Source organism: Streptomyces sp. NPDC042002 (assembly GCF_055588305.1).
Window position 1 is genome coordinate 1 of record NZ_JBVJCT010000038.1, and the last position, 22,825, is coordinate 22,825.

The 22,825-nt window shown below is 71.3% G+C and carries 18 protein-coding genes, 1 pseudogene and 1 riboswitch; of the genes and pseudogenes, 8 read left to right on the plus strand and 11 right to left on the minus strand.

What is annotated here, in order from left to right:
• Positions 1 to 184 precede the first annotated feature (184 nt).
• Positions 185 to 598, minus strand: coding sequence for a winged helix-turn-helix transcriptional regulator (locus tag ACZ6KY_RS34745; RefSeq protein ID WP_469314238.1), 414 nt, complete (start codon positions 596 to 598; stop codon positions 185 to 187).
• Between the two features lie 106 nt (positions 599 to 704).
• Here ACZ6KY_RS34745 and ACZ6KY_RS34750 point away from each other — a divergent pair, with 106 nt between their 5' ends.
• From ACZ6KY_RS34750 to ACZ6KY_RS34760, 3 genes are all read left to right on the plus strand, one after another.
• Positions 705 to 1,559, plus strand: coding sequence for an SDR family oxidoreductase (locus ACZ6KY_RS34750; RefSeq protein ID WP_469314239.1), 855 nt, complete (start codon positions 705 to 707; stop codon positions 1,557 to 1,559).
• A gap of 184 nt (positions 1,560 to 1,743) precedes the next feature.
• Positions 1,744 to 2,844 carry an EamA family transporter RarD gene (rarD, locus tag ACZ6KY_RS34755; RefSeq protein WP_469314240.1) on the plus strand — a complete coding sequence of 367 codons (1,101 nt, stop codon included), beginning with the start codon at positions 1,744 to 1,746 and terminating at the stop codon, positions 2,842 to 2,844.
• Between the two features lie 114 nt (positions 2,845 to 2,958).
• Positions 2,959 to 3,453 carry a VOC family protein gene (locus tag ACZ6KY_RS34760; protein WP_469314241.1) on the plus strand — a complete coding sequence of 165 codons (495 nt, stop codon included), beginning with the start codon at positions 2,959 to 2,961 and terminating at the stop codon, positions 3,451 to 3,453.
• Positions 3,454 to 3,570: 117 nt separating this feature from the next.
• Here the strand turns inward: ACZ6KY_RS34760 and ACZ6KY_RS34765 are convergent, their stop codons facing one another.
• Positions 3,571 to 5,394 (minus strand): hypothetical protein, encoded by a 1,824-nt coding sequence (locus tag ACZ6KY_RS34765; protein WP_469314242.1) that lies wholly within the window; start codon positions 5,392 to 5,394, stop codon positions 3,571 to 3,573.
• 8 nt (positions 5,395 to 5,402) lie between these two features.
• Positions 5,403 to 5,888, minus strand: coding sequence for a hypothetical protein (locus ACZ6KY_RS34770; RefSeq protein WP_469314243.1), 486 nt, complete (start codon positions 5,886 to 5,888; stop codon positions 5,403 to 5,405).
• A 493-nt stretch (positions 5,889 to 6,381) separates the two neighbouring features.
• Here ACZ6KY_RS34770 and ACZ6KY_RS34775 point away from each other — a divergent pair, with 493 nt between their 5' ends.
• Together ACZ6KY_RS34775 and ACZ6KY_RS34780 are read left to right on the plus strand one after the other, a co-directional pair.
• Positions 6,382 to 6,987, plus strand: a complete 606-nt coding sequence (locus tag ACZ6KY_RS34775) for a DUF6668 family protein (RefSeq protein WP_469314244.1) — start codon at positions 6,382 to 6,384, stop codon at positions 6,985 to 6,987.
• 101 nt (positions 6,988 to 7,088) lie between these two features.
• The gene (locus ACZ6KY_RS34780) at positions 7,089 to 7,673 is read left to right on the plus strand and encodes a flavodoxin family protein (RefSeq protein WP_469314245.1); all 585 of its coding nucleotides are present in this window, start codon (positions 7,089 to 7,091) and stop codon (positions 7,671 to 7,673) included.
• A 45-nt stretch (positions 7,674 to 7,718) separates the two neighbouring features.
• On the opposite strand, the gene ACZ6KY_RS34785 is transcribed toward ACZ6KY_RS34780, so the two are convergent.
• The 4 genes from ACZ6KY_RS34785 to ACZ6KY_RS34800 form a co-directional block, all read right to left on the minus strand.
• The gene (locus tag ACZ6KY_RS34785) at positions 7,719 to 8,552 is read right to left on the minus strand and encodes an ABC transporter permease (protein ID WP_469314292.1); all 834 of its coding nucleotides are present in this window, start codon (positions 8,550 to 8,552) and stop codon (positions 7,719 to 7,721) included.
• A 202-nt stretch (positions 8,553 to 8,754) separates the two neighbouring features.
• Positions 8,755 to 9,948, minus strand: coding sequence for an ABC transporter ATP-binding protein (locus tag ACZ6KY_RS34790; protein ID WP_469314246.1), 1,194 nt, complete (start codon positions 9,946 to 9,948; stop codon positions 8,755 to 8,757).
• A 29-nt stretch (positions 9,949 to 9,977) separates the two neighbouring features.
• On the minus strand, positions 9,978 to 11,252 hold the full coding sequence (locus ACZ6KY_RS34795; RefSeq protein WP_469314247.1) for a LolA family protein: 1,275 nt from the start codon (positions 11,250 to 11,252) through the stop codon (positions 9,978 to 9,980).
• Between the two features lie 269 nt (positions 11,253 to 11,521).
• The gene (locus ACZ6KY_RS34800) at positions 11,522 to 12,565 is read right to left on the minus strand and encodes a CHRD domain-containing protein (RefSeq protein WP_469314248.1); all 1,044 of its coding nucleotides are present in this window, start codon (positions 12,563 to 12,565) and stop codon (positions 11,522 to 11,524) included.
• A 256-nt stretch (positions 12,566 to 12,821) separates the two neighbouring features.
• Here ACZ6KY_RS34800 and ACZ6KY_RS34805 point away from each other — a divergent pair, with 256 nt between their 5' ends.
• Positions 12,822 to 13,388, plus strand: coding sequence for a hypothetical protein (locus tag ACZ6KY_RS34805; RefSeq protein ID WP_469314249.1), 567 nt, complete (start codon positions 12,822 to 12,824; stop codon positions 13,386 to 13,388).
• A gap of 39 nt (positions 13,389 to 13,427) precedes the next feature.
• On the opposite strand, the gene ACZ6KY_RS34810 is transcribed toward ACZ6KY_RS34805, so the two are convergent.
• The gene (locus ACZ6KY_RS34810; protein WP_469314250.1) at positions 13,428 to 14,438 is read right to left on the minus strand and encodes a polyprenyl synthetase family protein; all 1,011 of its coding nucleotides are present in this window, start codon (positions 14,436 to 14,438) and stop codon (positions 13,428 to 13,430) included.
• A 431-nt stretch (positions 14,439 to 14,869) separates the two neighbouring features.
• Between ACZ6KY_RS34810 and ACZ6KY_RS34815 the strand changes: the two are divergent.
• A pseudogene (locus ACZ6KY_RS34815) lies at positions 14,870 to 16,867 on the plus strand (CocE/NonD family hydrolase); the annotation flags it as partial.
• A gap of 904 nt (positions 16,868 to 17,771) precedes the next feature.
• A riboswitch (cyclic di-AMP (ydaO/yuaA leader) is annotated at positions 17,772 to 17,932 on the plus strand.
• A gap of 3 nt (positions 17,933 to 17,935) precedes the next feature.
• Positions 17,936 to 18,706, plus strand: a complete 771-nt coding sequence (locus ACZ6KY_RS34820) for a transglycosylase SLT domain-containing protein (protein ID WP_469314251.1) — start codon at positions 17,936 to 17,938, stop codon at positions 18,704 to 18,706.
• Between the two features lie 79 nt (positions 18,707 to 18,785).
• Here the strand turns inward: ACZ6KY_RS34820 and ACZ6KY_RS34825 are convergent, their stop codons facing one another.
• The 3 genes from ACZ6KY_RS34825 to ACZ6KY_RS34835 all read right to left on the minus strand — a co-directional run bounded on the left by ACZ6KY_RS34825 (position 18,786) and on the right by ACZ6KY_RS34835 (position 22,689).
• Positions 18,786 to 19,595 carry an HAD family hydrolase gene (locus ACZ6KY_RS34825; RefSeq protein ID WP_469314252.1) on the minus strand — a complete coding sequence of 270 codons (810 nt, stop codon included), beginning with the start codon at positions 19,593 to 19,595 and terminating at the stop codon, positions 18,786 to 18,788.
• 570 nt (positions 19,596 to 20,165) lie between these two features.
• The gene (locus ACZ6KY_RS34830; RefSeq protein WP_469314253.1) at positions 20,166 to 21,389 is read right to left on the minus strand and encodes an FAD-dependent oxidoreductase; all 1,224 of its coding nucleotides are present in this window, start codon (positions 21,387 to 21,389) and stop codon (positions 20,166 to 20,168) included.
• A 28-nt stretch (positions 21,390 to 21,417) separates the two neighbouring features.
• Positions 21,418 to 22,689 carry a carboxylate--amine ligase gene (locus ACZ6KY_RS34835; RefSeq protein ID WP_469314254.1) on the minus strand — a complete coding sequence of 424 codons (1,272 nt, stop codon included), beginning with the start codon at positions 22,687 to 22,689 and terminating at the stop codon, positions 21,418 to 21,420.
• Between the last annotated feature and the right edge of the window lie 136 nt (positions 22,690 to 22,825).

Consider the following 22,825-nt stretch of genomic DNA (forward strand, 5'->3'; position numbering starts at 1 on the left):
TACGACACCCAGATGGCCGACCAGCTCGACGCGGCCATCGAACAGAACGGCAAGGGCGACCTCGCCGCACTCCTCGCCGGCGGCGACACCTGGACGGTCGTCGGCTGAGTCCGTCCACGGGCGTCCGTCCACGGATATCTGTCCGCAGGCGTCCGTCCGCGGGCATACGTCCGCACGCGCTTTTCTAGGAGGCCCGGGCCTTGAGCGCCCGGGCCTCGTCGTACGCGCCGCGGGCCCGTTCGACGTCGGCCATGCGCTCGTTGGTCCACAGCGCCAGCGACCGCACCTGCTCGGCGGCCTCCCGGCCCAGGTCGGTGAGGGAGTAGTCGACGCGCGGCGGGATGACCGGCTTGGCGTCGCGATGGACGAGCCCGTCGCGCTCCAGCGTCTGCAGGGTCTGGGTGAGCATCTTCTCGCTGACCCCTTTCCCGACCCTGCCGATCGCCCGGCGCAGCTCGCTGAAGCGGTACGAACGCTCCAGGAGCTCGATCAGGACGAGGACGCCCCAGCGGCTGGTGACATGTTCCAGGACCAGTCGGTAGGGGCACATCGCCTCGCCGGCGTCGTATCCGTCCGCTGCCTTGATGCTTACGGCCATATCAGTACCTTACTTCAAGGTGGGCACTTTCCATCAGTTAGTGCAGCTCTTAGGGTGAGTGACATCCGCACCCGTTACATCCGCACCCCACAAGGAGATGTACGTCATGAGCATCGTCGTCACCGGAGCCACCGGACACCTCGGCCGTCTGGTGGTCGAGCAGTTGCTGGAGAAGGTCCCCGCCGAGCGGATCACCGCCGTCGTGCGGGACGAGTCCAAGGCCGCCGCTCTCGCGGCCCGCGGCGTACGGCTCGCGGTCGCCGACTACAACACGCCGGAGACCTTCGACGGCCTGTTCGCGGCCGGTGACAAGGTGCTGCTGATCTCGGGCAACGAGTTCGACAAGGGCCGCGTCCAACAGCACAAGGCCGTCATCGACGCGGCCAAGGCGGCCGGCGTCTCCCTGCTCGCCTACACCAGCGCCCTCGGCAGCCTGACGGCCGCGCTCGCCGACGACCACCGCGCCACCGAGGAGGTCCTGCTCGCCTCCGGACTGCCCTACACACTGCTGCGCAACGGCTGGTACCACGAGAACTACACCGAGAACCTCGCCCCCGTGCTGGCCCACAACGCCGTCGTCCAGGCCGCCGGCGAGGGCCGGATCGCCTCCGCCTCACGCGCCGACTACGCGGCCGCCGCGGTCGCGGTGCTGACCGGCGAGGGCCACGAGAACAAGACGTACGAGCTGAGCGGCGACGAGGCCTGGGGCTTCGCCGAGTACGCCGCCGAGCTGAGCCGGCAGACCGGCAAGGAGATCGTCTACAACCCCGTCTCCCCCGAGGCCTTCGCCGGCATCCTGGCCGGCGCCGGGCTGCCCGAGGCCTTCGCCGGGATCCTCGCGGGCGTCGACGCGTCCATCGAGAAGGGCGAGCTGGCCGTCACCAGCGGTGACCTGGCCCGCCTGGCGGGCCGTCCGACCGCGCCGATCGCCGAGTCCGTCGCGGCGGCGCTGAAGGGCTGACGTCCGCGCCGACACCGGGTGCCGGTCCCACGCGCCTCACCTGTCATGACCGTATGACGGTACGGACATGACAGGCGAGGGTGTGCGGAGCTACCTTCTTTCATGCTGCACGGATTTCCCTCGCACGGGGCCCGGAACGCAGGGGCGCGATGGGCGTCCGAGGTCGTGGAAGAAGGAGACGCCGGTGGCCGGGAAGTCGAGAAGCGAGCAGCGCACAGGTCTGCTGAACGGCTTCGCGGCGTACGGGATGTGGGGGCTCGTCCCCCTCTTCTGGCCGCTGCTGAAGCCCGCCGGAGCGGTCGAGATCCTCGCCCACCGGATGGTGTGGTCGGTGGCGGTGGTCGCAGTCGTACTGCTCGTGATGCGTCGCTGGGCCTGGGCGGGCGAACTGCTGCGGCAGCCGCGCAAGCTGGCTCTGATCACGGTCGCGGCGGCGGTCATCACCGTCAACTGGGGCGTCTACATCTGGGCGGTCAACTCCGAGCACGTGGTCGAGGCCTCGCTCGGCTACTTCATCAACCCCCTGGTCACCATCGCGATGGGCGTGCTGATTCTCAAGGAGCGGCTGCGGCCGGTGCAGTGGGCCGCCGTCGGAGTCGGCCTCACGGCCGTTCTCGTCCTGACGATCGGCTCCGGCCGCCCGCCGTGGATCTCCCTCTGCCTCGCCTTCTCCTTCGCCACGTACGGCCTGGTGAAGAAGAAGGTCAACCTCGGCGGCCTGGAGTCGCTCGCCGCCGAGACCGCGATCCAGTTCCTGCCGGCGCTGGCGTATCTGCTGTGGCTGGGCTCGCGGGGCGACGCGACGTTCGCCGCGCAGGGGCCGGGGCACGCCTCGCTGCTCGCCGCGACCGGCGTGGTGACGGCGATCCCGCTGATCTGCTTCGGCGCCGCCGCGATCCGCGTGCCGCTGTCCACTCTGGGCCTGCTCCAGTACATGGCCCCCGTGTTCCAGTTCCTCCTCGGCATCTTCTACTTCCACGAGGCCATGCCCGCCGAGCGGTGGGCCGGGTTCGCGCTGGTGTGGCTCGCGCTGTCGCTCCTGACGTTCGACGCGCTGCGCGCCGCGCGGCGGGGTGCGCGGGCCCTGAGGGAGTCGGCCCGCGCGGCCGAGTCCGCGGCCGTCGCCGATGCCGTGGGCACGGCCGCCGAGGTCGTGCGTACGGCCGCCGATGCCGGGGTTGCCGCCAGCGAGGTCGCGGGAGTCGCCGCCATCGCCGCGGGGGCCGTCGAGTCGGCCGGTTCGGCGGGTCCGGCGGGTTCTGCGGGTTCGCGCGGCACTTCGTGACAAGCGGGCGGAATCGCCCGGGTCGAAGCGGCAGGGCCTGCGCTCGTACGACATGAGGGCCGGCCCCGGCGATTCCGTTGCCCGCCCGGTCGTGGAACCACTATGAGTGGCTCCATGACGCCGACTCCCACACCCGCGCCCACACCCGTCCCCGTCCCCGTCCCCGTCCACTGGAAACTCGTCATCGACGCCGCCGATCCGCACGCGCAGGCCGACTTCTGGTCCGCCGCGCTCGGTTACGCGGTCGAGGACAACAGCGCCTTCATCGAGCAGCTGCTGAGCCTCGGCGCCCTGCCGGCCGAGGCCGCCCTCGACTTCCACGGCCGCCCGGCCTTCCGGGACCTGATCGCCGTACGGCACCCCGACGACCCGTACGACAAGGAACGCGGCACCGGCCTCGGGCGGCGCCTGCTCTTCCAGCGGGTTCCCGAGCCCAAGACCGGCAAGAACCGGCTCCACCTCGACCTGCACCCCGGCGAGGGCCGGCGCGCCGAGGAGGTCGGGCGTCTGACGTCGCTCGGGGCGAGCGTGCTGCGGGAGATGAAGGAACCGGCGGGCGAGTGGGTGGTCATGGCAGACCCTGAGGGGAACGAGTTCTGCGTCCACTGACGAGTTCCGCGTCCACTGAGGCCGCGCGCTCGCCCGTTCGCCTCGCCTTCCGGCTCTCAGTCGCTCCCCCCGTCCGCCGCTCGCCGCCCCCTGGCTCTGTTCCTGGCGCTCCGCTCGTCACTCGCCGTGGGCGCGGGGCGTCCGGGTGTACGGGTTGTCCGCCGCGACGCGGGCGCGTTCGGCGAGGCGGCCCATGCGGGTGCGGGCCGATTCGAGCTGTTCGAGGTCGTCGGCGGCGGGACCGTCGTCGGCCGTGAGCTCGGTCCACACGCCGATCAGATCGCGCCCGAGGTGCAGACCCTGGAGGGGGTCGCGGACGGCACGCCACGCGGTGGCCGCGCTCTGGACGTTGCCATAGGCCGCCCGCGCGTCCCGGTGGCGTCGGCGGACCCTCGCGAGATCCAGCGACAGGTGGAACGACCTGAGGGCGTCACCGGCCAAGTAGGCGATGTACGCGGTCAGTTCGCGCAGTTTCAGTACCTCGGGGTGTTCCTGGCCCAGCGACCGCGCCGCATCGGCGACGGCGCGCTCCGCCATCCCCGCGGCGGCCTCGATACGGCCCATCTTCACGGCCTCGTTGATCCGGGCGACGGGCTCCGCGAGGAACGCCGACGCGGCGTCGCGTTCCGAGGCCGGCTCCTGCGGACTCGGCGCGAGCACGGCCTCGGCGACGGCGTCGAAGCCGCGTACGGGAGCGGGCTTCGGTTCCGGTTCCGGCTCCACGGCCAGCAGCGACAGAGCCTCCATCGCGGAAACGGGCTTCCGCTCGGGAGCGGCTGCCTTTGGCTCGGGGGCAAGCGCCCGGTCGGAGGCGGGCTTCGGGTCGGGGGCGGGCATCCGGTCAGGGGCGGACTGCGGCTCGGGAGCGGCCATCCCGTCGAGGAAGGGCTGCGGCTCGGGAGCGGGGACGGTCAGCGGGGGCGGACCGAACTCCCCCTTCGGGACGGACGTCGCGGGGTCCGCCGACTCCGGCACCGCCCTCAGCACATGCGTCGACGCGGCCCCGGGCAACGGCTTCGGTTCCGGTACGGCCCGCAGGACGTACGTCGACTTGTCCCGGCGCGGAGCAGCCGGAGCCTCCGGGGCCTGTGCCGATCGCTCGGGGGACACCGGGGCGGCCGGAAGCGGCGGAGCCGGCGGCTCCGGACGCCGCTGGGGCGGCGCCTGCGGCGCGTGGACCCGCGCGTGCGGCACCCCGTGGACCGGCGATTGCGAGACGGGGATGTCCCTGACCTGACGCTCCGGGCCCTCCTCCGCCCCGGAGTGCGGACGCTCCTGGCCCAACGGCCGCGGGACCTCCCGGGCCGGGGGCCGCGGCGCCTCCCCGGCCGGGGGCTGTGGGCGCTCCTGAACCGGGGGTTGCGGACGGCGCTCGTGAGCCGGGGGCTCGGAGAAGGTGCGGGCCGGGGACTGGGAGTGGCCCTCGGCCGGGGCGTGCCGGTGTTCCTGGGCCGGAAGGTGCGGGCGCTGGTCGGACCGCTGCACGGGCGGCTGCACGGGCGGTGCGAGCGGCGCGCCTGGCATGGACGGCGCAGGTGGCGTGGACGGCGCAGGTGGCGCGGGCGGCGCTACGCGTACCGGGTCCGCCGTATAGCGGCTGGAGCCGTCGACGTGCACCTGGAGCGGTACGACGAAGCCGATGCGCTCGTCGTGGATGCTGGCGAGGACCGGGCGGCCGGTGGCGAGGGCCACGCGGTGGAGGTAGTTCAGGATCGCACCCTGGACCGTCTCACCGGGCGCGGCCACGACCGGCATCCCGCCGACCGTGGCACAGCTCGGAGCCCCCGCGGCACCAGGGACCGCGGCCCCCGCCGCCGCGTCCGCCGACGCCGGTACGTGGACGTCGATCGGTGTCATCCCGGTGGCCGGCTGCCCCCCGGCATCGGCCGCCGAGCGCTGCCGCTTGAGTTCCCGCTTCTGTTCGCGGCTGAGTCGAGACATCGGTTCCCTCACGAAGGGGTGGTCGAGGACGGGGACGAGGAGGAAGACGGGGACAGGCTTGAAAACCCGGGCGAGGCCGAGGGCGCGGAGGATGCCGATAAGGACGGCGGGACCACCGCCTCCACGGTCGTCGCCTCGGCGCCGTGCCACGGCCGGCCGTCACCCGCCCGGGTGGGCTCGATGCAGACGTTCGCGCGCGGGCCCGTGCCCGTCCAGCCGTCGCGACCGTGGGCCGTGCCCTCCACGAAGAAGGCGCGGTAGGCCATGACGGCCGTGTCGGCGGGGCCGTCGGCGTTGTCGTCAGAGGTCACGTCCACCATGGTCCACGCCCGGTGGCCGGCCCAGGTGTTCCACTCGTCACCCGCCCCGTTCGCGGGGTGGTACGACCGCTCGGCCGCCGCCTCGGCCGCGGTGAACCAGCGGGCCGAGCGCAGCACGGCATCGTGCTGACCGCAGTCGCCCTTGTCGTCCTTCGTGCCATAGCCGTACGCCACCTCCGCCCACGCCTCCGATACTTCCGCCGCGTCCGTGCCCGTCGACGCCCGACAGGTCCGGCAGGCGTGCGTCCACGCCCAACGGCCTGCCCTACGGGAGCGGCGCCCTCGGTGCCACGGACGGCACCGTGGAAGGCGACGAACCCGGCACGCCCACGACATCACGATGGTCCCGCAGGCCACAGCCCGTCAACGCCAGTACCCCGGTCACGGACACGACCGCCTGTGCGGCGAACACTCTCTCGCGCATCCCGCACGGACTCCCGTTCGCATGCCCGTACAGACGCTCGCCACGCATCGCCGACGCGACTTCGCGCCCGATCCCGTACGCGCCTCCGTGCCCTGCGCCCAGCCGCGAGGTCAGTCTCTCGGCTCCCACCCGATTCCCGCGTCACCACGGCGTCACAGACTCGTCCCAGGAACCCACGCCCCGTTACCCGACGCGCCCGGGCGCCGGGAGGATCAGTGCACCGACGAGGGAAGAGAGCACCCGATGCAGGGGATCGAGGGGGCGGCGATGCGCGCGAGCGAAGGAGTGCCGACGCGCGGGAGCGAGGGCGCGGTGCCGCACGGGCACGAGCCGCGGGGGCCGGGCGGCCCCGAGATATGGATCCGCGGGGCAGTCGGTGAACCGGAACAACCGAGACAGCAGTACGAGGAGGACCGTCAACCCGTCGTGAGCGCACGGCGGTTCTCCTGGGTCGCCACCCATGGCGGAGCCGGCGCCTCCACGCTCGCCACGGTCTTCGGCGGGTATGACGCGGGCCGTGACTGGCCCCGCCCGGACCTGGGCGAGCCGGCCTCGGTCCTGCTCGTCGGGCGTACGCACGCGGCGGGTCTGGACGCCGTCTCGCACACCCTCGACATCTTCCGTCGCGGCGACGCGCCGCCGGGACTCGACCTCGACGCCATCGTCCTGGTCGCGGACGCTCCCGGCCGCCTGCCACGTCAACTCACCCAGCACATCAAGGTGATCGACTCGGTCATAGACGTCTACCGGGTGCCGTGGATGCCCGCGTGGCGCATCGGCGACCTCGCCGGACCGCTGCCGCGCGAGACCGCGTCACTGGCCCGGCTGACCGGGAGAACCACGCCCTGACCACCCGGGTGCGACGGCCGGCCTGGACGGATGCATGCGTGTGCATATATTGTTCACGCGTGTAATCAAGGCCGTTCTTGGCGCGTATCCCTGGGGGAACCATGACCCGCCGATTCCTGTTCGTGCTCGGCAGCAGCCGTACCGGGGGCAACACCGAGTTGCTGGCCCGCAAGGCCGCCGAGCAGTTGCCCGCCGATGTCGAGCGGCGCTGGCTGTCCCTGGCCGAGCATCCGCTCCCCGACTTCACGGACCTGCGCCGGGACGCCGACCCTGTACGTCCTCCCGCCGAGGGCACTCCGGCCACGCTGCTCGACGCCACGCTCGCTGCGACCGACATCGTGATCGCCTCGCCGCTGTACTGGTACTCGGTGTCCGGGCTGACCAAGCGCTATCTGGACTACTGGTCGGGCTGGCTGCGCACGCCCGGCGTCGACTTCAAGGCCACCCTGGCCGGGCGCACCCTCTGGGGCGTCACCGCTCTCGCGCACGAGGAGTCGGAGGTCGCCGACCCGCTGATCGGCACGCTGAACCACACGGCGGCGTACATGAGGATGCGCTTCGGCGGGGTCCTGCTCGGAAACGGCAGCAGGCGCGGCGACGTAATGAACGACGCCGACGCACTGGCGCGCGCGAAGACCTTCTTCGCACAGGAACCACCGCTCGCCCGCTTCCCGTACGAGGTGTGAGGCGTCCCTCTTCCCGGGCGGTGACGTCCCCACGCGGACGAACGCCTAGGCGGTGATGTCCTTCGCCGTGAACCGCGCCCACGCCGCCGACCCGAACACGGCGACGTACAGCCCCTGGAGGCCGAGGTTGCGGACCAGGTCGTCCCAGTAGACGGGCTCGCGCATGAGGTCGGCGAAGGACAGCCAGTAGTGGGAGAAGAAGTACGGCCGGAGCGCGTGCAACTGGGGGATCTGGTCGAGGATCTGGACGGTGATGACGAGGCCGACCGTCGTCGCCATGGCCGCGATGCCGCTGTTGGTGAGGGTGGAGACGAACAGCCCGAGCGCGGCGACACCGGTCAGTGACGCGGCGACGACAAGGGCGATGAGCAACGCTCGGCCCAGCCCCTCGGCGAGACTGATGCGGGTCCCGGAGATCGTCGTCAGCTCGCCCAGCGGGAACAGCAGGGCACCCACCGCGAACGCCGAGACAGCCACCACCAGGGTCGCCACCAGGCAGAACGTCATCGTCGTCGCGTACTTCGTGAGCAGCAGCCGGGTGCGGCCGGCCGGCGCGACGAGGAGATAGCGCAGGGTACCGGCGTTGGCCTCGCCGGCGATCGCGTCGCCCGCGATGACGCCGATCGCCATCGGCAGGAAGAAGGGGAGGGTCGCGGCCAGCGCGGTGAACACCAGGAACAGGCCGTTGTTGGTGATCTGCGCGATGAACGCGGGTCCCTCGCCACCGCCACCGCCCCCGGCCGAGCCGTCTCTCGTCTCGATCCTGACGGCGATGCCGATGAGGATCGGCACGGCAGCGAGCACGCCGAGCAGCGCGATCGTCCGCCAGCGCCGGAACGTGGTGACGAGTTCGTCGCGGAAGAGGCCGAGTGTCCACAGCGGGCTCGGCCCCCGTCCGGCCCTCGGCTCCGCCGCCGCTCCCGCGCGCGTCGCCGCCCGGCCCGCTCCGCTGTCTCCCGACCCCGACCCCGTTGCCGGGTCCGCGCCTGCCCCTGCCCCCGTCTCCGCCTGTGTGTCAGCGTCTGGGTCTGATCCTGTCCCTGTATCTACCCTTGCGTCCGTGTCCGACTTCGGCCGACTTTCAGCCCGCGACATCGAAACCCTCCCCGGTCAGCGCCACGAACGCGTCCTCCAGCGATGCCCGTTCGACTCCGAAGCCGCGGACCCGGACGCCCGCTGTGACCAACGCGGCGTTCAGCTCGGCGAGTTCGCGGTCGGGTGGCTCCGCCGTCACTCCCGTCTCGGTCACGACGAGGTCGGTGACGCCCTGCTCCTTGAGGATCCGCGCCGCGTCCCCCGCGTCCGGGGTGGTCACCACCAGCCGGCCCCGCGCACCCGCCGCGAGGTCGGCCACCGGGCCCTGCGTGATGAGCCGCCCCTGGGCCATCACGGCCGCGTGTGTGCAGACCTGCTCGATCTCGTCGAGGAGATGCGAGGACAGGAAGACGGTCGTGCCGTCGGAGGCCAACTCCCTTACCAGCGAGCGGATTTCACGCATGCCCTGGGGATCGAGACCGTTGGTCGGCTCGTCCAGGACGAGCAGCCTGCGGGGCTGGAGCAGCGCGGCCGCGAGTCCGAGCCGCTGCTTCATGCCCAGGGAGTACGCCTTCGCCTTCTTGCCCGCGGCGGCGGTCAGCCCGACCCGGTCGAGCGCGGTCGCGACGCGTGTCCGCCGGGTACGGGGGTCGGCGGCCGGGTCTGCGGCGTCGTACCGGATGAGGTTGTCCCGCCCGGAGAGGAAGCCGTACAGGGCGGGGCCCTCGATCAGCGCCCCGACGTGCGGGAGCACGGCCCGCGTGGACCGGGGCATGGGCTGCCCCAGCACGCGTGCCGTGCCCGAGGTCGGCTCGATCAGGCCCATCAGCATGCGGATGGTGGTGGTCTTGCCCGAGCCGTTCGGCCCGAGGAAGCCGAAGACGCTGCCCGCCGGGACGGTCAGGTCCAGGCCGTCGACGGCGAGCTGTCCGCCGCGGTACCGCTTGCTCAGCGCGCGGGTGGAGATCACCGCGTCCTCGGCGGACACGGCACCCACGTCTCCCGCTCCGCGCCCAGGCACGCGCACGGCACCGATCCCTCCGCGCACGCGCACGGGCACGGCAGCGAAGCCTCCGCGCGCGGGCAAGGCGTCAGCGCCTCCTGCTCCGCCAGCGAACAAGGCGCCGGTGCCTCCCGCCTCCCGGGCAGGTCCCGTACGGGCGCTCCCCGCCTGCTCGGCGGGGACGGCAGCACCCTTGGCCTGCGCCGGATCGGGCTCGGCGGCGGACAGCTCCTCCATGGGCTCCCTCGGTTCGGTTCGCCTGGGACCTACTGGGCCGCGTTGGCCGCCTTCACCAGCGCGGCCTTGGTGACAGCTCCGGCGTACACCTTGCCGTCGTCGGTGATCAGCGCGTTGACCAGGCGGGTCGAGAAGACCGTGCCCGAGCCGAACTTGCCCTTGACGTGGTCGCCGAGGGAGTTCAGGAACCCGTCGACGTTGCTGTTGCCGGTCTTGCCGGACGCGCCGGACGGCAGGCCCTTGCCACCGGTGTTGAACACCGCGATGGAGCTCCAGCCCTTGCCGATGGTCTTCAGACCGTCGGGACCCTTCGCCGTTCCCTCGTGGCCCTTCGGCAGTGCCTTCTCCACGCGCTTCGGCTCGTCGCCCTTGGCGCGCTTCGACTCGCCGCCCTTCGCCCCCTTGGACTCGCCGCCCTCGGTGACCTTGGCGCCCTTCGGCGGGGTGAAGGCGAACGTCGACGCGGCCGGCCGGGAGAAGTCGACCTGGGTGAAGCCCGCGTCCACGACGGCCGCGCCGCCGCTGGCCGGGGTCAGCGTGAACTTCAGCGGCAGCCCCGTCTTCGCGTCCACCGCGACGCTGATCGCGCCGACCGTGGTGCCGGACTGCCTGGGCTTGATGAGCAGCTTGTAGGCGTCGCGGCCGGCGACGTGCGCGGTGCCGTCGACGGTCACGGAGGTCGTGTCGTCCACGGACTTGAGAGCCTCGTCGGCGAAGTCCTTGGGAGTGGCCGGGACATCCCGCGGCACCTTCCCCTTGGCGCTCTCGCCGGCGCGCCCGGACTCTGCGGACGTCGCGTGGTAGACCTCGTTCGACTTGCTGTCGTAGCCCCACACGTCCTTGCCGTTGTGGATGACGCTGTACTCGGCGGCGTTGTCCAGCAGGGAGACCTTGCCCCTGTCCGGGCCGTCGGTTGCGACCCGCAGCGTGTGCGTGCCCGAGGCCAGTTCGAGGATCTTGGACTGCGGGTCGGCGGAGGATCCGCCGTGACCCCCGGCCGCACCGGACATGAGGCCGCTTTCCAGACCACCCAGGTTGGGCAGTCCGAGATCGGTGCTGATCTTGACCGTGCCGGACAGCTGCTGGACGTCCGACTTGGCGATCTTCTCGATGAGTTGCTGCGCGGTGATCTTCGGCAGGTTGGGGTCTCCGGAGTCGGCGAGCGCCGGGACGAGCCCGATCGTCGCCGCCGCCACCCCCACCACCGCGACCGGAACGACGTACCGCGCGGCCTTGCGTCGCCCGGCGAGCATGTCGTCGGCCTCTGCGGCCCTCGCGCTGTCGTCGGATTCGTACGGTGCCATGTGTGCCTTACCTCCGTCGTCGGCGGCGGCCCTGCCCTCGTTCCGTGCTCCACCCCTAAGCCGCCATTCTCACCCGAACCGGTGAGGAGTGGTGTTCTCCATCTGACCAAATACGCCGGATGAATGCGTCACCCCCCGGGCTCAACTCCGCGTAGTCCTGCGGTATGACGTGAGAGGGCGGTGCCTCCCCCGACCCGTAGGGGTCGTGCCGGGAAGGCACCGCCGTGGTCGCGCACCCGGCCGGAATCCCGCCGCACCGGGCGCTCGTCTCAACGCTGCACGAACACGTAGTCCGCCCGGTAGGGGACGCCCACGACCGTGCCGGGCGAGCAGGACCCGGCCGGGGCGACGCCGCCCACGGTGTTCAGGCGCAGGATCTCCTGCGTGTCGGCCAGCAGGCCGTGCTGCCTGCCGGACCGCGCGGCCCTGAGGTCGAGCTCGGGGATGTTCGTCGCGCCGTTCGGGGTCTTGGCGATCAGCGTGCCGGTGACGGCGCTGCGGTCGGGCGCGATCCACTGCGGGGTACCGGAGTTGGGCTTCACGAACGAGTGAGCGATGTGGCCTCCGAGCAGTGCGGCGACATCGCGCTGCGCGAAGGCGTAGCCACCGCCGTCGGCGGGCTTGCACTCGTAGATCTGCTCGCCCTTGACCACGGACGCCTGGAAGTTGTGCGGCGCGTTCCGGAAGTCGAAGGCGCCCGTGACCTGGTGGAGCTGACCGCGGACGGCCCCGCCCGGGAACTCGGCGGTGTGCAGGTTGGCGTAGAACGAACCGGGGTCGGTCTTCAGCCTGTCGAGCAGGGCCGCGTCCTCGACCTTGACGGTCCCGACGACGGTGTGGCCCTTGATCCTGTCGAGCAGCCCCCCGAAGTCGATCTTGACGCCGCCGTCGGTCCCCTTGGCGCCCTGGTGGATGTGGAGCAGGGTGGGCCTGCCGGTACCGCGCCAGGTCACGGCGACGGAGACCTTGTTCCCCTTGACCTTGATGAACTCCAGTGCCGCGCCGTCCTTGTCGCCGACGGCGGGGCCGCCCTGGACGGGCACTTCATTGGCGCCGCGCAGGCTCGCGGCGAGGACGGTGCCACCGCTGCCGCCCATGACTCCGTGTTGCGTGACGACGGTTTCGTCGCCGCGCCCGGAGTGGACCATGCCGCCGGCTCCGCTCCGGCTCGTGCCGCCGCTCCCACCGCGAGCGCCGTGGTCGGCGGCGACCGCCGGGATGACGGCGGCGGCGACACCGGCCGCGGCGGCCACCGCCACACCGGTCAGGATCAGACTCTTGCGACGCGTCGTGAACGTGGCGTTCGATCCCATGATTCTGTTTTCTCCCCGTAACTGGGCCGACGCCCCCTGCGTCAGCTTCTGCGCAGATGTACGGACCTGGTCCGATCCTGGACTCATTCCAAGTGCGTGACGCCGGTCACATCGCTTCATATCGCCAGAACCGGTCGAATCCGGCGGTTATTCGAGTGAAAACCGGTGCGAATCCGTACTTACGGTTGGCAGCGAACGGGATCGCCCAGCAGTTCAGGGATCAAAGGTCCAGGAATCAAACGATCGAGGGATCGCCATGCTCGCCATCAAGCACGTCACGGGATACGCCGCCACGGGCGCCGCTGTCCTGGCGCTCGCACTCGCCGGATGCGGAGGGGGAGGCGGCGGAAGCAGCGGCGGGAAAAGCTCCACACCGAGCGGCGGCTCCACGCAGAGCAGCGGCTCCGCGGGATCGGCGACGCTGAACACCGCCAGTGTCGCGAAACTGGGCACGGTCGTGACCGACAGCAAGGGATACGTCCTGTACCGCTTCGACGCGGACTCGGCGAACCCGACCAGGATCAGCTGTTACAACACCTGCGCCACGGTCTGGCCGGCGGCCACGACCACGGGCAGCGTGACCACGAACGGCATCGACAAGAGCCTGGTCTCCACGGCGAAACGTACCGACGGCGGCACCCAGATCACCCTCGCCGGCTGGCCCCTCTACCGATACTCCAAGGACACCCAGCCGAAGGAGACCAACGGCCAGGGAGTCGACGGAACGTGGTTCGCCGTGACGCCCAGCGGAGCGAAGATCACCACGCCCGCCTCGACGCCGACATCCACCCCCACGAGCACGGGAGGAGGCGGAGGCTACTGACAGCCGCCTCCGCCGGCCCGGTGCACCACCCGATCAGCCTCAGCCGGCCCGGTGCACCACGGCGTCGACCAGCTCGACCAGCGCGGCCTTCGCGTCGCACTCGCGCAACGGCACCAGCGCGGCGCGCGCCTCCTCGGCGTAGCGCAAGGTGTCCCGGCGGGCCTGCTCGAGCGCGGGGTGCTCCCGCAGCCGGGCCAGCGCCTCCGCGTGCCGCGCGTCGTCCGTCAGGTCGGAGTCCAGCAGCTCGCACAGCGCGACGTCCTCGGCGAGCCCCAGCCGCTCCGCGCGCTCACGCAGCCGCAGCACCGGCAGGGTGGCGATGCCCTCGCGCAGATCGGTCCCCGGCGTCTTGCCGGACTCGTGCGAGTCGGACGCGATGTCGAGGACGTCGTCCGCGAGCTGGAAGGCGACGCCCAGCCGTTCGCCGTACTGCGTCAGCACGTCCACGACCGTCTCGTCGGCGCCTGACATCATCGCGCCGAACCGGCACGCGACGGCGACCAGCGACCCGGTCTTGCCGCCGAGCACATCGAGATAGTGATCGACCGGATCGCGACCGTCGCGCGGCCCCGCGGTCTCCAGGATCTGTCCGGTCACGAGCCGCTCGAACGCCTCGGCCTGGATCCGGACGGCGTCGGGCCCGAGGTCGGCCAGGATGTACGAGGCGCGGGCGAAGAGGAAGTCGCCGGTGAGGACGGCCACCGAATTGCCCCAGCGGGCGTTGGCGCTGTCCACCCCGCGCCGGACCTCCGCCTCGTCCATCACGTCGTCGTGGTACAGCGTGGCGAGATGGGTCAGCTCGACGACGACGGCCGAGGGCACGACACCCGGCGCGTAGGGGTCACCGAACTGCGCGGCGAGCATCAGGAGCAGCGGCCTGAACCGCTTCCCGCCGGCCCGCACGAGGTGCTGGGCGGCTTCCGTGATGAAGGGGACCTCGCTCTTGGTGGCTTCGAGCAAGCCCTCCTCGACAGCCGCCAATCCGGCCTGGACATCGGCTTCGAGAGCCTGGTCCCGCACGCTCAGCCCGAACGGCCCGACGACGGTCACGAGAGGTTCTCCTGTCTGCTGACGATCACATGGCGAACTCGGTCGATCATTCGGTCGATGACACGGTTTGTCGATGTGTCGCTGCCATCACTCAAGTCAGCGTATCCGGTCACGTTTCGATCACCACGAGCGCCCACCGTCCCCCGGCCGACTTCGCTCCGCCAGCAGGTATGCGGGAGTACACCCGGAAGGCACACGGGAAGCACCTGCGTGCCCCAACGGCGGGTACCCCGACTCACGGGCGCCACTCGACCACCGGCGGTATGTTCATGATCAGATGATGTGAAGCGACATGCGATGACATGCGGAGAATCACCTGGAAGCGGTTCCCTTGTCCTATAGCCCCGCCCAATCCGTGTCCCGCCCGGACGCGGCGGTCTTCGCCCTCTGGCCGCGCCGTACGACGTACACCGCCCTCCGAGGTGACTCTCATGCACATCCGTACGTCCTTCCCCTACGAGACCACTCATGAGGACACCCTCGTCCCTCTCTCGGACGGCACCCGTCCGTACGCCCGCGTCTGGCGTCCGCTGACCGAGGAGCCCGTACCGGCGCTCTGGAGTACCTCCCGTACCGCCTGACCGACTGGACGACCCCGCGCGACTGGCAGCGCCATCCCTGGTACGCCGGGCACGGCTACGCCTCCGTCCGCGTGGATGTACGCGGCCACGGCAACCCGGAGGGGCTGCCGAGGGACGAGTACTCCCGGAGCGAGCCGGACGACGGGGTGGAGGTGGTCTCCTGGCCGGCCGCCCAGCCCTGGTGCACCGGCAGGGTCGGCATGTTCGGGATCTCGTGGGGCGGCTCCGCCTCCCTCCAGATCGCGGCCCGCGCGCCCGAGCCGCTCAAGGCGGTCGTCACGGTCCGCTCGACCGACGACCGCTATGACAACGACGTGCACTACGCGGGAGGTTCCGTTCTCGCCGTCGGCCTGCCCGCCTGGGCGGCCACCCCGCTCGCCTTCGCCGCCCGCCCACCGGACCCGGCGCACGTGGGCGAGGTGATGTGGCGCGACATGTGGGTGAAGCGGCTGGAGGCGGTCGACCCCTGTGTACACACCTGGCCGGCGCACCAGACCCGGGACGCGTACTGGCGCGACGGCGGCGTCCGCGGGGACTACGGCGCGATCCGCGCGGCGGTCCTCGCGGTCGGCGGCTGGCACGACCCGTACCGCGACACGGTGCTGCGCCTGGTGGAGAACCTGCCACCGGACCGCGTACGAGGTCTCATCGGCCCGTGTCGCACCAGTACCCGGACCGGGGCCTGCCGCCCGGACCGGCGATCGGCTTCCTCCAGGAGACGCTGCGCTGGTGGGACCACTGGCTCCGGGACAAGGAGACGGACGCGCTCTCCGTCCCCCTGCCGCGCTCGTACGTGATGGACGCGCATCCTCCGGCGACCGTGTACGGAGAGATCGCCGGCCGCTGGGTGGGCGACCCGGCCTGGTCCTCGCCCTCGGTGACCCCGGTCGCGTACGCGCTTCAGGGCGCCCCGGTACTGGTGCGCTCCCCGCAGCACACGGGGGTCGACGCGGGCCGCTTCTTCCCTTTCGGCAACGACGCCGACCTGCCGCCGGACCAGCGGGAGGAGGACGCCCGGTCGGCCTGCTTCGAGTTCGAGGTGGCGGAGGAGACCTGGGTGCTGGCCGCCCCCGGTCGATCTGCGGCTGACGTCAGCGTCACCCAGGGGCCAGGTGATCGCCCGGCTGTGCGACGTGGCCCCGGACGGATCGTCCACGCTCGTCACCCGAGGTGTCCTGAACCTGTCGGCACGCCGGGGCCGCGACCAGGCGGTTCCCCGGAGACCGGGTACTACGGAGAACGTGGCGTTCGACCTGACCGGCATCGGCTACGCGTTCCCGGCGGGCCACCGCATCCGCCTGGGCGTCTCCTCCGCGTACTGGCCCTGGATCTGGCCCCAGCCGGGCTCGGAGGCGGGCTTCACCCTGGACCCGATCGGCAGCACCCTGGAACTCCCCGTACGGACAAGGGAGTCGGACCCCTCGATCACCCTCGGGGAGCCCGAGGAGTCCGAACCCCTCGGCGTGACCGTCTCCGAGACCCTGGACGAGCCCCGCCCGGAACGCCTGGTCCCGCGCGACGTGGCCGCGGGCACCTGGCGCCTGACGCCTGGAGGTGGACCCGGAGCACGGCGGCACCCGCGCGTTCCCCGACGGCCTCGAATGCACGGAGGACGCGCGGGAGACGTACACGATCGACGAGTCGGACCCGCTGTCCGCCCGCGCCCGCTCGACCCGGTCGATCCGGCTGCACCGACCGGACCTGCCCTGGGACGCCCGCGTCGAGACGGTCTCCGCCATCACCTGCGACGCGCGGAACTTCATCACGACCGACGAGGTCGTCTGCAAGGACGGCGACGAGGTCGTCTTCCACCGGACCTGGGGGAAGGGAATCCCGCGCGCTGCGGGCTGCGGGCTGACCGGGACTGGCCTGGCCAACAGGGGCCGGGCCGGGACAACAGGGTCTGGCCGGGCCGGGCCGGGCTGGGCTGGGCTGGGCTGGGCCCTGACCGGGCCTCACCTGGCCGACAAGGCCTGACCGGGCCGGGCCGACAGGGCTTACGGGGACGGGAGTTCGCCCCGTAAGCCCTCTTCGCGCCGCGCGTCCGGACGCCGATCAGCCCGGCGCCCCGACACCGATCCGCCCCGGCGTCCCGACACTGGTCACCTGGCCTCCCCGTACCGATCCGCCGGGCACCCCCGCGCCGATCCGCCGCGCATCCCCCGCGTCGGCATGCCCCGCGTCCCGGCACCGACATCTCGCGTGTGCGCCGAACACCGGTGCCACGGAACGCACTTCACCCCGCGCCCATCAAGGCTCGGGCTGCGCTCGCCCGGTTCGACGCAACTCGGTCCGGCTCGCCCGGACTCGGTCCCGAGTCCGGCGTAGCCCGCTCCGGGCCGCCGAGCCCGGTCGGCGTCCGGCCTGCGCCTCGGCCCCGGACGGGCCGCGCCCGACGTGTCCCGCGCCACAAATCTCGCTGCGCGAGGGGCCGCTCGGTGCCCTCCGGGGGCTCCGCACCCCACCACCACCCGAAGCACAATGCCCGAATTACCCGGTACGCCGCCTTGATGACCCTTGGTCTGGTGAATTGAGTCACCAGCGAGCCGGGGCGCCAACTCGCGCCGCCTCCCGACCAACCCCTTCGCCAAAGGCAAGTTGAGGATCCAATTCCGGCGCAATCGGACTTTTTCCCCGCGCCCTAACCAGGTGAAATCGATCTTCGCAGCCAAATCTTGCCTTGTTCCGGACATGTGCTCTCGCATACGTTCTGGTCGATCCCGGGCGGATCGCCGAATCCTGCCGCCGCCCGGAAACCCACCCACCCACGCACGGCAGGAGCGGGGGAACCACAGGTAAGCCGCCGATCCGGACACACCGGACCGGCTAGGGGTGAAGCCGCGCCCATAACGCGGCCGGGCATCTCCCGCCCGAACCCGACAGCTCACCTCGCAGGCGTCGGAGAGGACATTCGTCATGCCCGTACGAGGCAAGCACCGCCGCATGAAGACCAACGTCATCACCCGGGGCATGATCGCCGCCGGAACGGGTGGCATCGCCCTCGCCCTCCCGCTCGTGAGCGCCACCGGCGCCCACGCAGCGACTCCGGCGCAGGCCCCGCAGCTCACGAAGGCCGCCCACACCGCGGTGATCCCCAACGTGCAGCTCCTCACCTACAAGGTGGTCGCGGGCGACACCCTCTCCAAGGTGGCGCAGAAGCACCCCGAGAGCGGTGGCTGGAAGAAGCTGTACGTGGCGAACCGCGCGGTCATCGGCTCCAACCCCGCCCTGATCCGTCCGGGCCTGAAGCTGACCGTGGGTACGAAGAAGCTGAAGTCGACGGTCGTGACCACCACGGCGAACGCGACCCCGGCCGTCGCCAAGTCCACCCCGGCCACCGCCACCCAGGCCTCGCTCAAGACCTACTCCAACAACCTCGACGGCTGGATCAAGCAGTCCCTGGACGTCATGGCCAAGGCGGGCATACCGGGCAGCTACGACGGCATCTACCGCAACGTGATGCGCGAGTCCTCCGGCAACCCCAACGCCATCAACAACTGGGACTCCAACGCCGCCGCGGGCATTCCCTCCAAGGGGCTGCTCCAGGTCATCGACCCCACGTTCCAGGCCTACCACGTCGCCGGCACGTCGATGAACATCTACGACCCGGTCGCGAACATCAGCGCGGCCTGCAACTACGCGGCCAAGACCTACGGCTCCATCGACAACGTCAACGGCGCCTACTGATCAGACCCTGACGTCCTCGGCTTCGCCCGCGCCCGCCGGCGGCACCTCCTCGGTGCCGCCGGCGGGTGCGTTGCCGCCGCTAGAAGCCGAAGAGGCGCTCCAGGACCACCGCGATCCCGTCGTCCTCGTTCGACAGCGTGACCTCGTCGGCCACCGCCTTCAGTTCCGGGTGGGCGTTGGTCATCGCCACCCCGCGGGCGGCCCAGTCGAACATCGGGATGTCATTGGGCATGTCACCGAAGGCGAGCGTCGAGCACGGGGTGAGTCCCAGGTGCGCCGCGGCCAGAGCGAGGCCCGTCGCCTTGGTCACCCCGCATGGCTGGAGTTCGACGGTGCCGGGCCCGGACATGGTGACCGTCGCCAGCGAACCGACCACTCCCCGCGCCGCGGAGGCCAACTCGTCGTCGGACAGGGACGGGTGGCGGAGCAGCACCTTGCTGATCGGCTCCGTCCAGAGGTCGTCCCGGCGCGGCACCCGCACGGCCGGCAGGGTCGGATGCGGCATCACATACCCCGGCTCGATGAGCGTCAGTCCGTCCACGCCGTCCTGGTCGACCGCCGCGTACAGCAGCCCGACCTCCGCCTCGATCTTGCCGAGCGCCGTCTCCGCCAGTTCCCTGTCCAGGGTGACCGACCACAGCATGCGGTCCGCTCCGGCGTCGTACAGCTGCGCTCCCTGCCCGCACACCGCCAGTCCCTCACCGCCGAGTTCGTCGAGGAGCGGTCGCACGCGCGGTGCGGGGCGGCCCGTCACCACGAGATGCTGGGCACCCGCCTGGATCACCTTCGCCAACGCGGCGCGTGACCGGTCGGAGAGGGTGTCGTCGCCGCGCAGCAGCGTTCCGTCCAGGTCAGTGGCGATGAGTGAATATGCAGTCGGAGCGGCCATGATCCGAAGAATACGGATCGAACGACTCATCGGCCCGGCGTGAACCGGACGACGTCCGGTATCCCGTCAGCAACGCCGTTCACCGTACGGTGGTAAGCGCGTTGCGACCGCTTCGGATCACGCAAGGTCCGCTTCCGCCCACACCGACTTTCCCGCACACGACCGACCACAACACCCCAACACCGCCTCGCTGCAAGCCAACTCGGCGACAGCACGCACCGATGGCAGGCCGGCTCGATGACCCGACGCGACCGACCGACTCGGCGACAGCACGCGCCGCGGCGGGAATCGCCGACGAGCGTCGACAAGTCCGGGGAACGGTAGGCCCGTAGGCCCCCCGGCCAGAGGGGCCGGAAGGCGGGTCCCAAGTCCCCACGGTCGCAGGCAGGTCTCAGTCCCAACGGTCGGACGCGGGTGGACGCATTCCCCAAGTCCCCTTGGCCACTGGCTGGTTCGAGCACGCCGACCTGAGGGCGCGGCCAGGAGGCCGACGGCGAGGGGCCGGCCCGCCAGCCCGCCCCCCTCGGCCGCTCCCACCGTCGGTCGCACCCGCCGTCGGCGTGCCTCACCTCACCCGTGCGCGGCCACCAGATGCCCGGCCAGGCGCGGGGAGGCGAACTCCGTCCCGCACACGAAGCGCATCACCGGCCCGTACGAGGCCGCCGCGGGCAGGCCCGTGAAGTACAGCCCGGGAACGGAGGACCGGTACCCGGCACCCAGCTTCGGTGTACCGCGGCTCACCGCCAGCTCCGCGCGGAGCTCGTGCCCGAGGAAGTCCATCGCGGCGATGTCGACGCGATAGCCGGTCGCCGCGATCACGTGATCGGCGGAGAGCTCGTCCACCCGGCCACCATGCGTCTGCACCGTGAGGACCGGGCTGCCGTCGGGGGCCGCGGCGCCGACGATCCGCTGGACCTCGCGGACCGTGACCTTGCCCTCGAAACGGTCACGGAGCCACCAGGCGCCGAGCGGACCGAGCACCCGGCGGACCAGGTAGTGCCGGGCCTGGGCGGGCAGATAGCGGTAGGGCTGCGGGTAGTAGCTCAGCGCCCACAGGGACCAGGCGCGCCCGAACGGCGACTCGGGGCGCAGCCTGGGCTGCTTCCACGGCGGCGCGCCGAAGTCGACGGCACCCTTGCCCCGGGACACCACCAGCACCTGCGCCCCGGCCTCCGCCGCGAGCGCCGCCGTCTCCAGAGCGGACTGCCCCGCGCCGACGACTATCAGCTCCTTGCCGGAGAAGCGGCTCAGGTCGTGCTGCTGCGAGCTGTGCGAGACCGGGCCGGTCGGCGTGGGACCGTCGGCCGCCGCACCCGCGAGCTCGGCAGGCAGATGAGCCAGCCCGGAGAGCCCGGTGGCCACCACGACCGCCCGCGCGGTGAACAACTCCCCGGAGTCCAGCTTGAGTTCGAACCCCTCGGACCGGCCCGCCCCCTCCCGGCCACGCTGTCGGTCGATCGACACGACCCGCACCCGCTCCAGGTCGGGCAGCAGCTTCTGCTGGAACCACTCCCCGTACGCGATGAACGTGTCGACCGGGATGATGTCCTCGTCCGTGACCAGGCGCGGTATGCCCGCCGCGCCGCAGTAGTCGGCGAGCGTGTGCCCCTGCTGCGGAGCGTCGATACTGGACGCGGCCGGAGTCGACTTGAGGAGCATTCCCTCGGGCATGTGGTCGCGCCAGCTGACCATGGGCTCGCCGAAGACACGCACCGGGACACCACGCGCCCGCAGATGGGCGGCGGTGGACAGACCGAACGGCCCCGCACCGATGACTGCTACCGGATGAATCACGAAGTCCCCTCCCCAGGACGTACTGCGCCTACTTCGCGGTAGAACTGTTGCTACTGCCACGGCGGTTGGTCCGCCACAGCTGATACAGATGCTTCGCGCCGGGCCCCACGAAGCGGGCCAGCATCGTGAAGAACGGCCGCAGGTCGTCACCCGCGAGCCACGCCAGCTCCGTACCGCTCGCGCGGGCCGGCGCGTGCGGGGTCGTATAGCCGCTGCGCCGGTAGGCGAGCAGAGCCGGCAGGTCGATGTTCTCCACGATGTACCGGTGACCGGCCCGCTGTTCCCCTTCGGGAACGGCGCGCCCGGTCAGGTCCAAGTGCATGGCACGGACGACGTCGATCCCCGACCCGTTCTCGAAGAGCCGGAACTGCGCGCCCATGCGCGGGTTGAAGTCGAGAAGCTTGTACTGACCGTCGCGGCGGTCGAACCGCAGGTCGAGGTCGACGATTCCGCTGAAGCCGATCTGTTTGATGAAACGCGCGGCGAGGTCCGCGAGTTCCGGATTGTCCACGACGTACGCGTTCGCCGTCATACCCGCGTGCGGCGGCCACGAGCGGACCTTCACCCCCGTGAACATCGCGAGCGGCGCCGAGTCCGCGCCGAAGTACGCGTGCACGATCCAGTCCTCCGCTTCCTCCCGCGGCAGGTACTCCTGGAGGATCACGCCGGGCTGCGGACCCCAGTCCCGGGCGAGGGTGAGCAGTCCCTCGCGGGTCGCGATCTTCGTCGTGCCGTTCACCGCGGGCCGGCTGCGGCGCACGAACGCCTCGCGGTTCTTGGCGACCAGCGGGAAGAGCGCCTTCTCGGCGAAGGCCTCGATCTCGTCGTACGACTGCGGAAAGGCCGCCGCGGGGCTGGGGATGTCGTGCTCCACGCACAGTTCGTGCAGCCCCTGCTTGCTGGCCAGCCGCCGTGGCAGCTTGGCGTCCACATGCGGGAAGACGAAGCGGTCGGCCAGTTCCTCCTGGTGCTCGGCGATCAGTACGGCGGCCTCTTCGTCGGTCGGGACGAGGACCGTGGGCCGGCCGATGCGCCGGCCGATGCGCAGCAGCCCCTCGACGAGCTGCTCCGGTTCCTCCGTCCCCGTGGTCGGCCATGCGAAGGCGCGCCGCAGATAACGCGAACTCGCGGCCGGCGTGTAACGGTCCTCGGTAATCGCATACATCGGAATGCCGAGCCGGCCCAGACTCCGTATGGCGCCCACACCGCCGTGGTGCAGCGGGTAGTCGCCGAACTTCACTATGAGGCCCGGAACTTCCCGGTCGACGTCGACCGGCACACTCCTGGAGCTCCTGGCCATGGGTCCCCCCACATGTCCCCCCTACGGACCGGACCCACCCCGTCCGTGTCCCCCAAAGGACGCTAAGCCGGAATTACCGCGTCCGACAAGGCCAATTCGGACATTGCAAACTCTTTAGGCCCTGCCACAGCAGGGT

Bases quoted from the DNA above. Each gene is read 5' to 3' on its own strand.
- ACZ6KY_RS34745 (WP_469314238.1), bottom strand. From the start codon at position 598: ATGGCCGTAAGCATCAAGGCAGCGGACGGATACGACGCCGGCGAGGCG.
- ACZ6KY_RS34750 (WP_469314239.1), top strand. From the start codon at position 705: ATGAGCATCGTCGTCACCGGAGCCACCGGACACCTCGGCCGTCTGGTG.
- ACZ6KY_RS34760 (WP_469314241.1), top strand. From the start codon at position 2,959: ATGACGCCGACTCCCACACCCGCGCCCACACCCGTCCCCGTCCCCGTC.
- ACZ6KY_RS34765 (WP_469314242.1), bottom strand. From the start codon at position 5,394: ATGTCTCGACTCAGCCGCGAACAGAAGCGGGAACTCAAGCGGCAGCGC.
- ACZ6KY_RS34775 (WP_469314244.1), top strand. From the start codon at position 6,382: ATGCAGGGGATCGAGGGGGCGGCGATGCGCGCGAGCGAAGGAGTGCCG.
- ACZ6KY_RS34780 (WP_469314245.1), top strand. From the start codon at position 7,089: ATGACCCGCCGATTCCTGTTCGTGCTCGGCAGCAGCCGTACCGGGGGC.
- ACZ6KY_RS34790 (WP_469314246.1), bottom strand. From the start codon at position 9,948: ATGGAGGAGCTGTCCGCCGCCGAGCCCGATCCGGCGCAGGCCAAGGGT.
- ACZ6KY_RS34795 (WP_469314247.1), bottom strand. From the start codon at position 11,252: ATGGCACCGTACGAATCCGACGACAGCGCGAGGGCCGCAGAGGCCGAC.
- ACZ6KY_RS34800 (WP_469314248.1), bottom strand. From the start codon at position 12,565: ATGGGATCGAACGCCACGTTCACGACGCGTCGCAAGAGTCTGATCCTG.
- ACZ6KY_RS34805 (WP_469314249.1), top strand. From the start codon at position 12,822: ATGCTCGCCATCAAGCACGTCACGGGATACGCCGCCACGGGCGCCGCT.
- ACZ6KY_RS34820 (WP_469314251.1), top strand. From the start codon at position 17,936: ATGCCCGTACGAGGCAAGCACCGCCGCATGAAGACCAACGTCATCACC.
- ACZ6KY_RS34825 (WP_469314252.1), bottom strand. From the start codon at position 19,595: ATGGCCGCTCCGACTGCATATTCACTCATCGCCACTGACCTGGACGGA.
- ACZ6KY_RS34835 (WP_469314254.1), bottom strand. From the start codon at position 22,689: ATGGCCAGGAGCTCCAGGAGTGTGCCGGTCGACGTCGACCGGGAAGTT.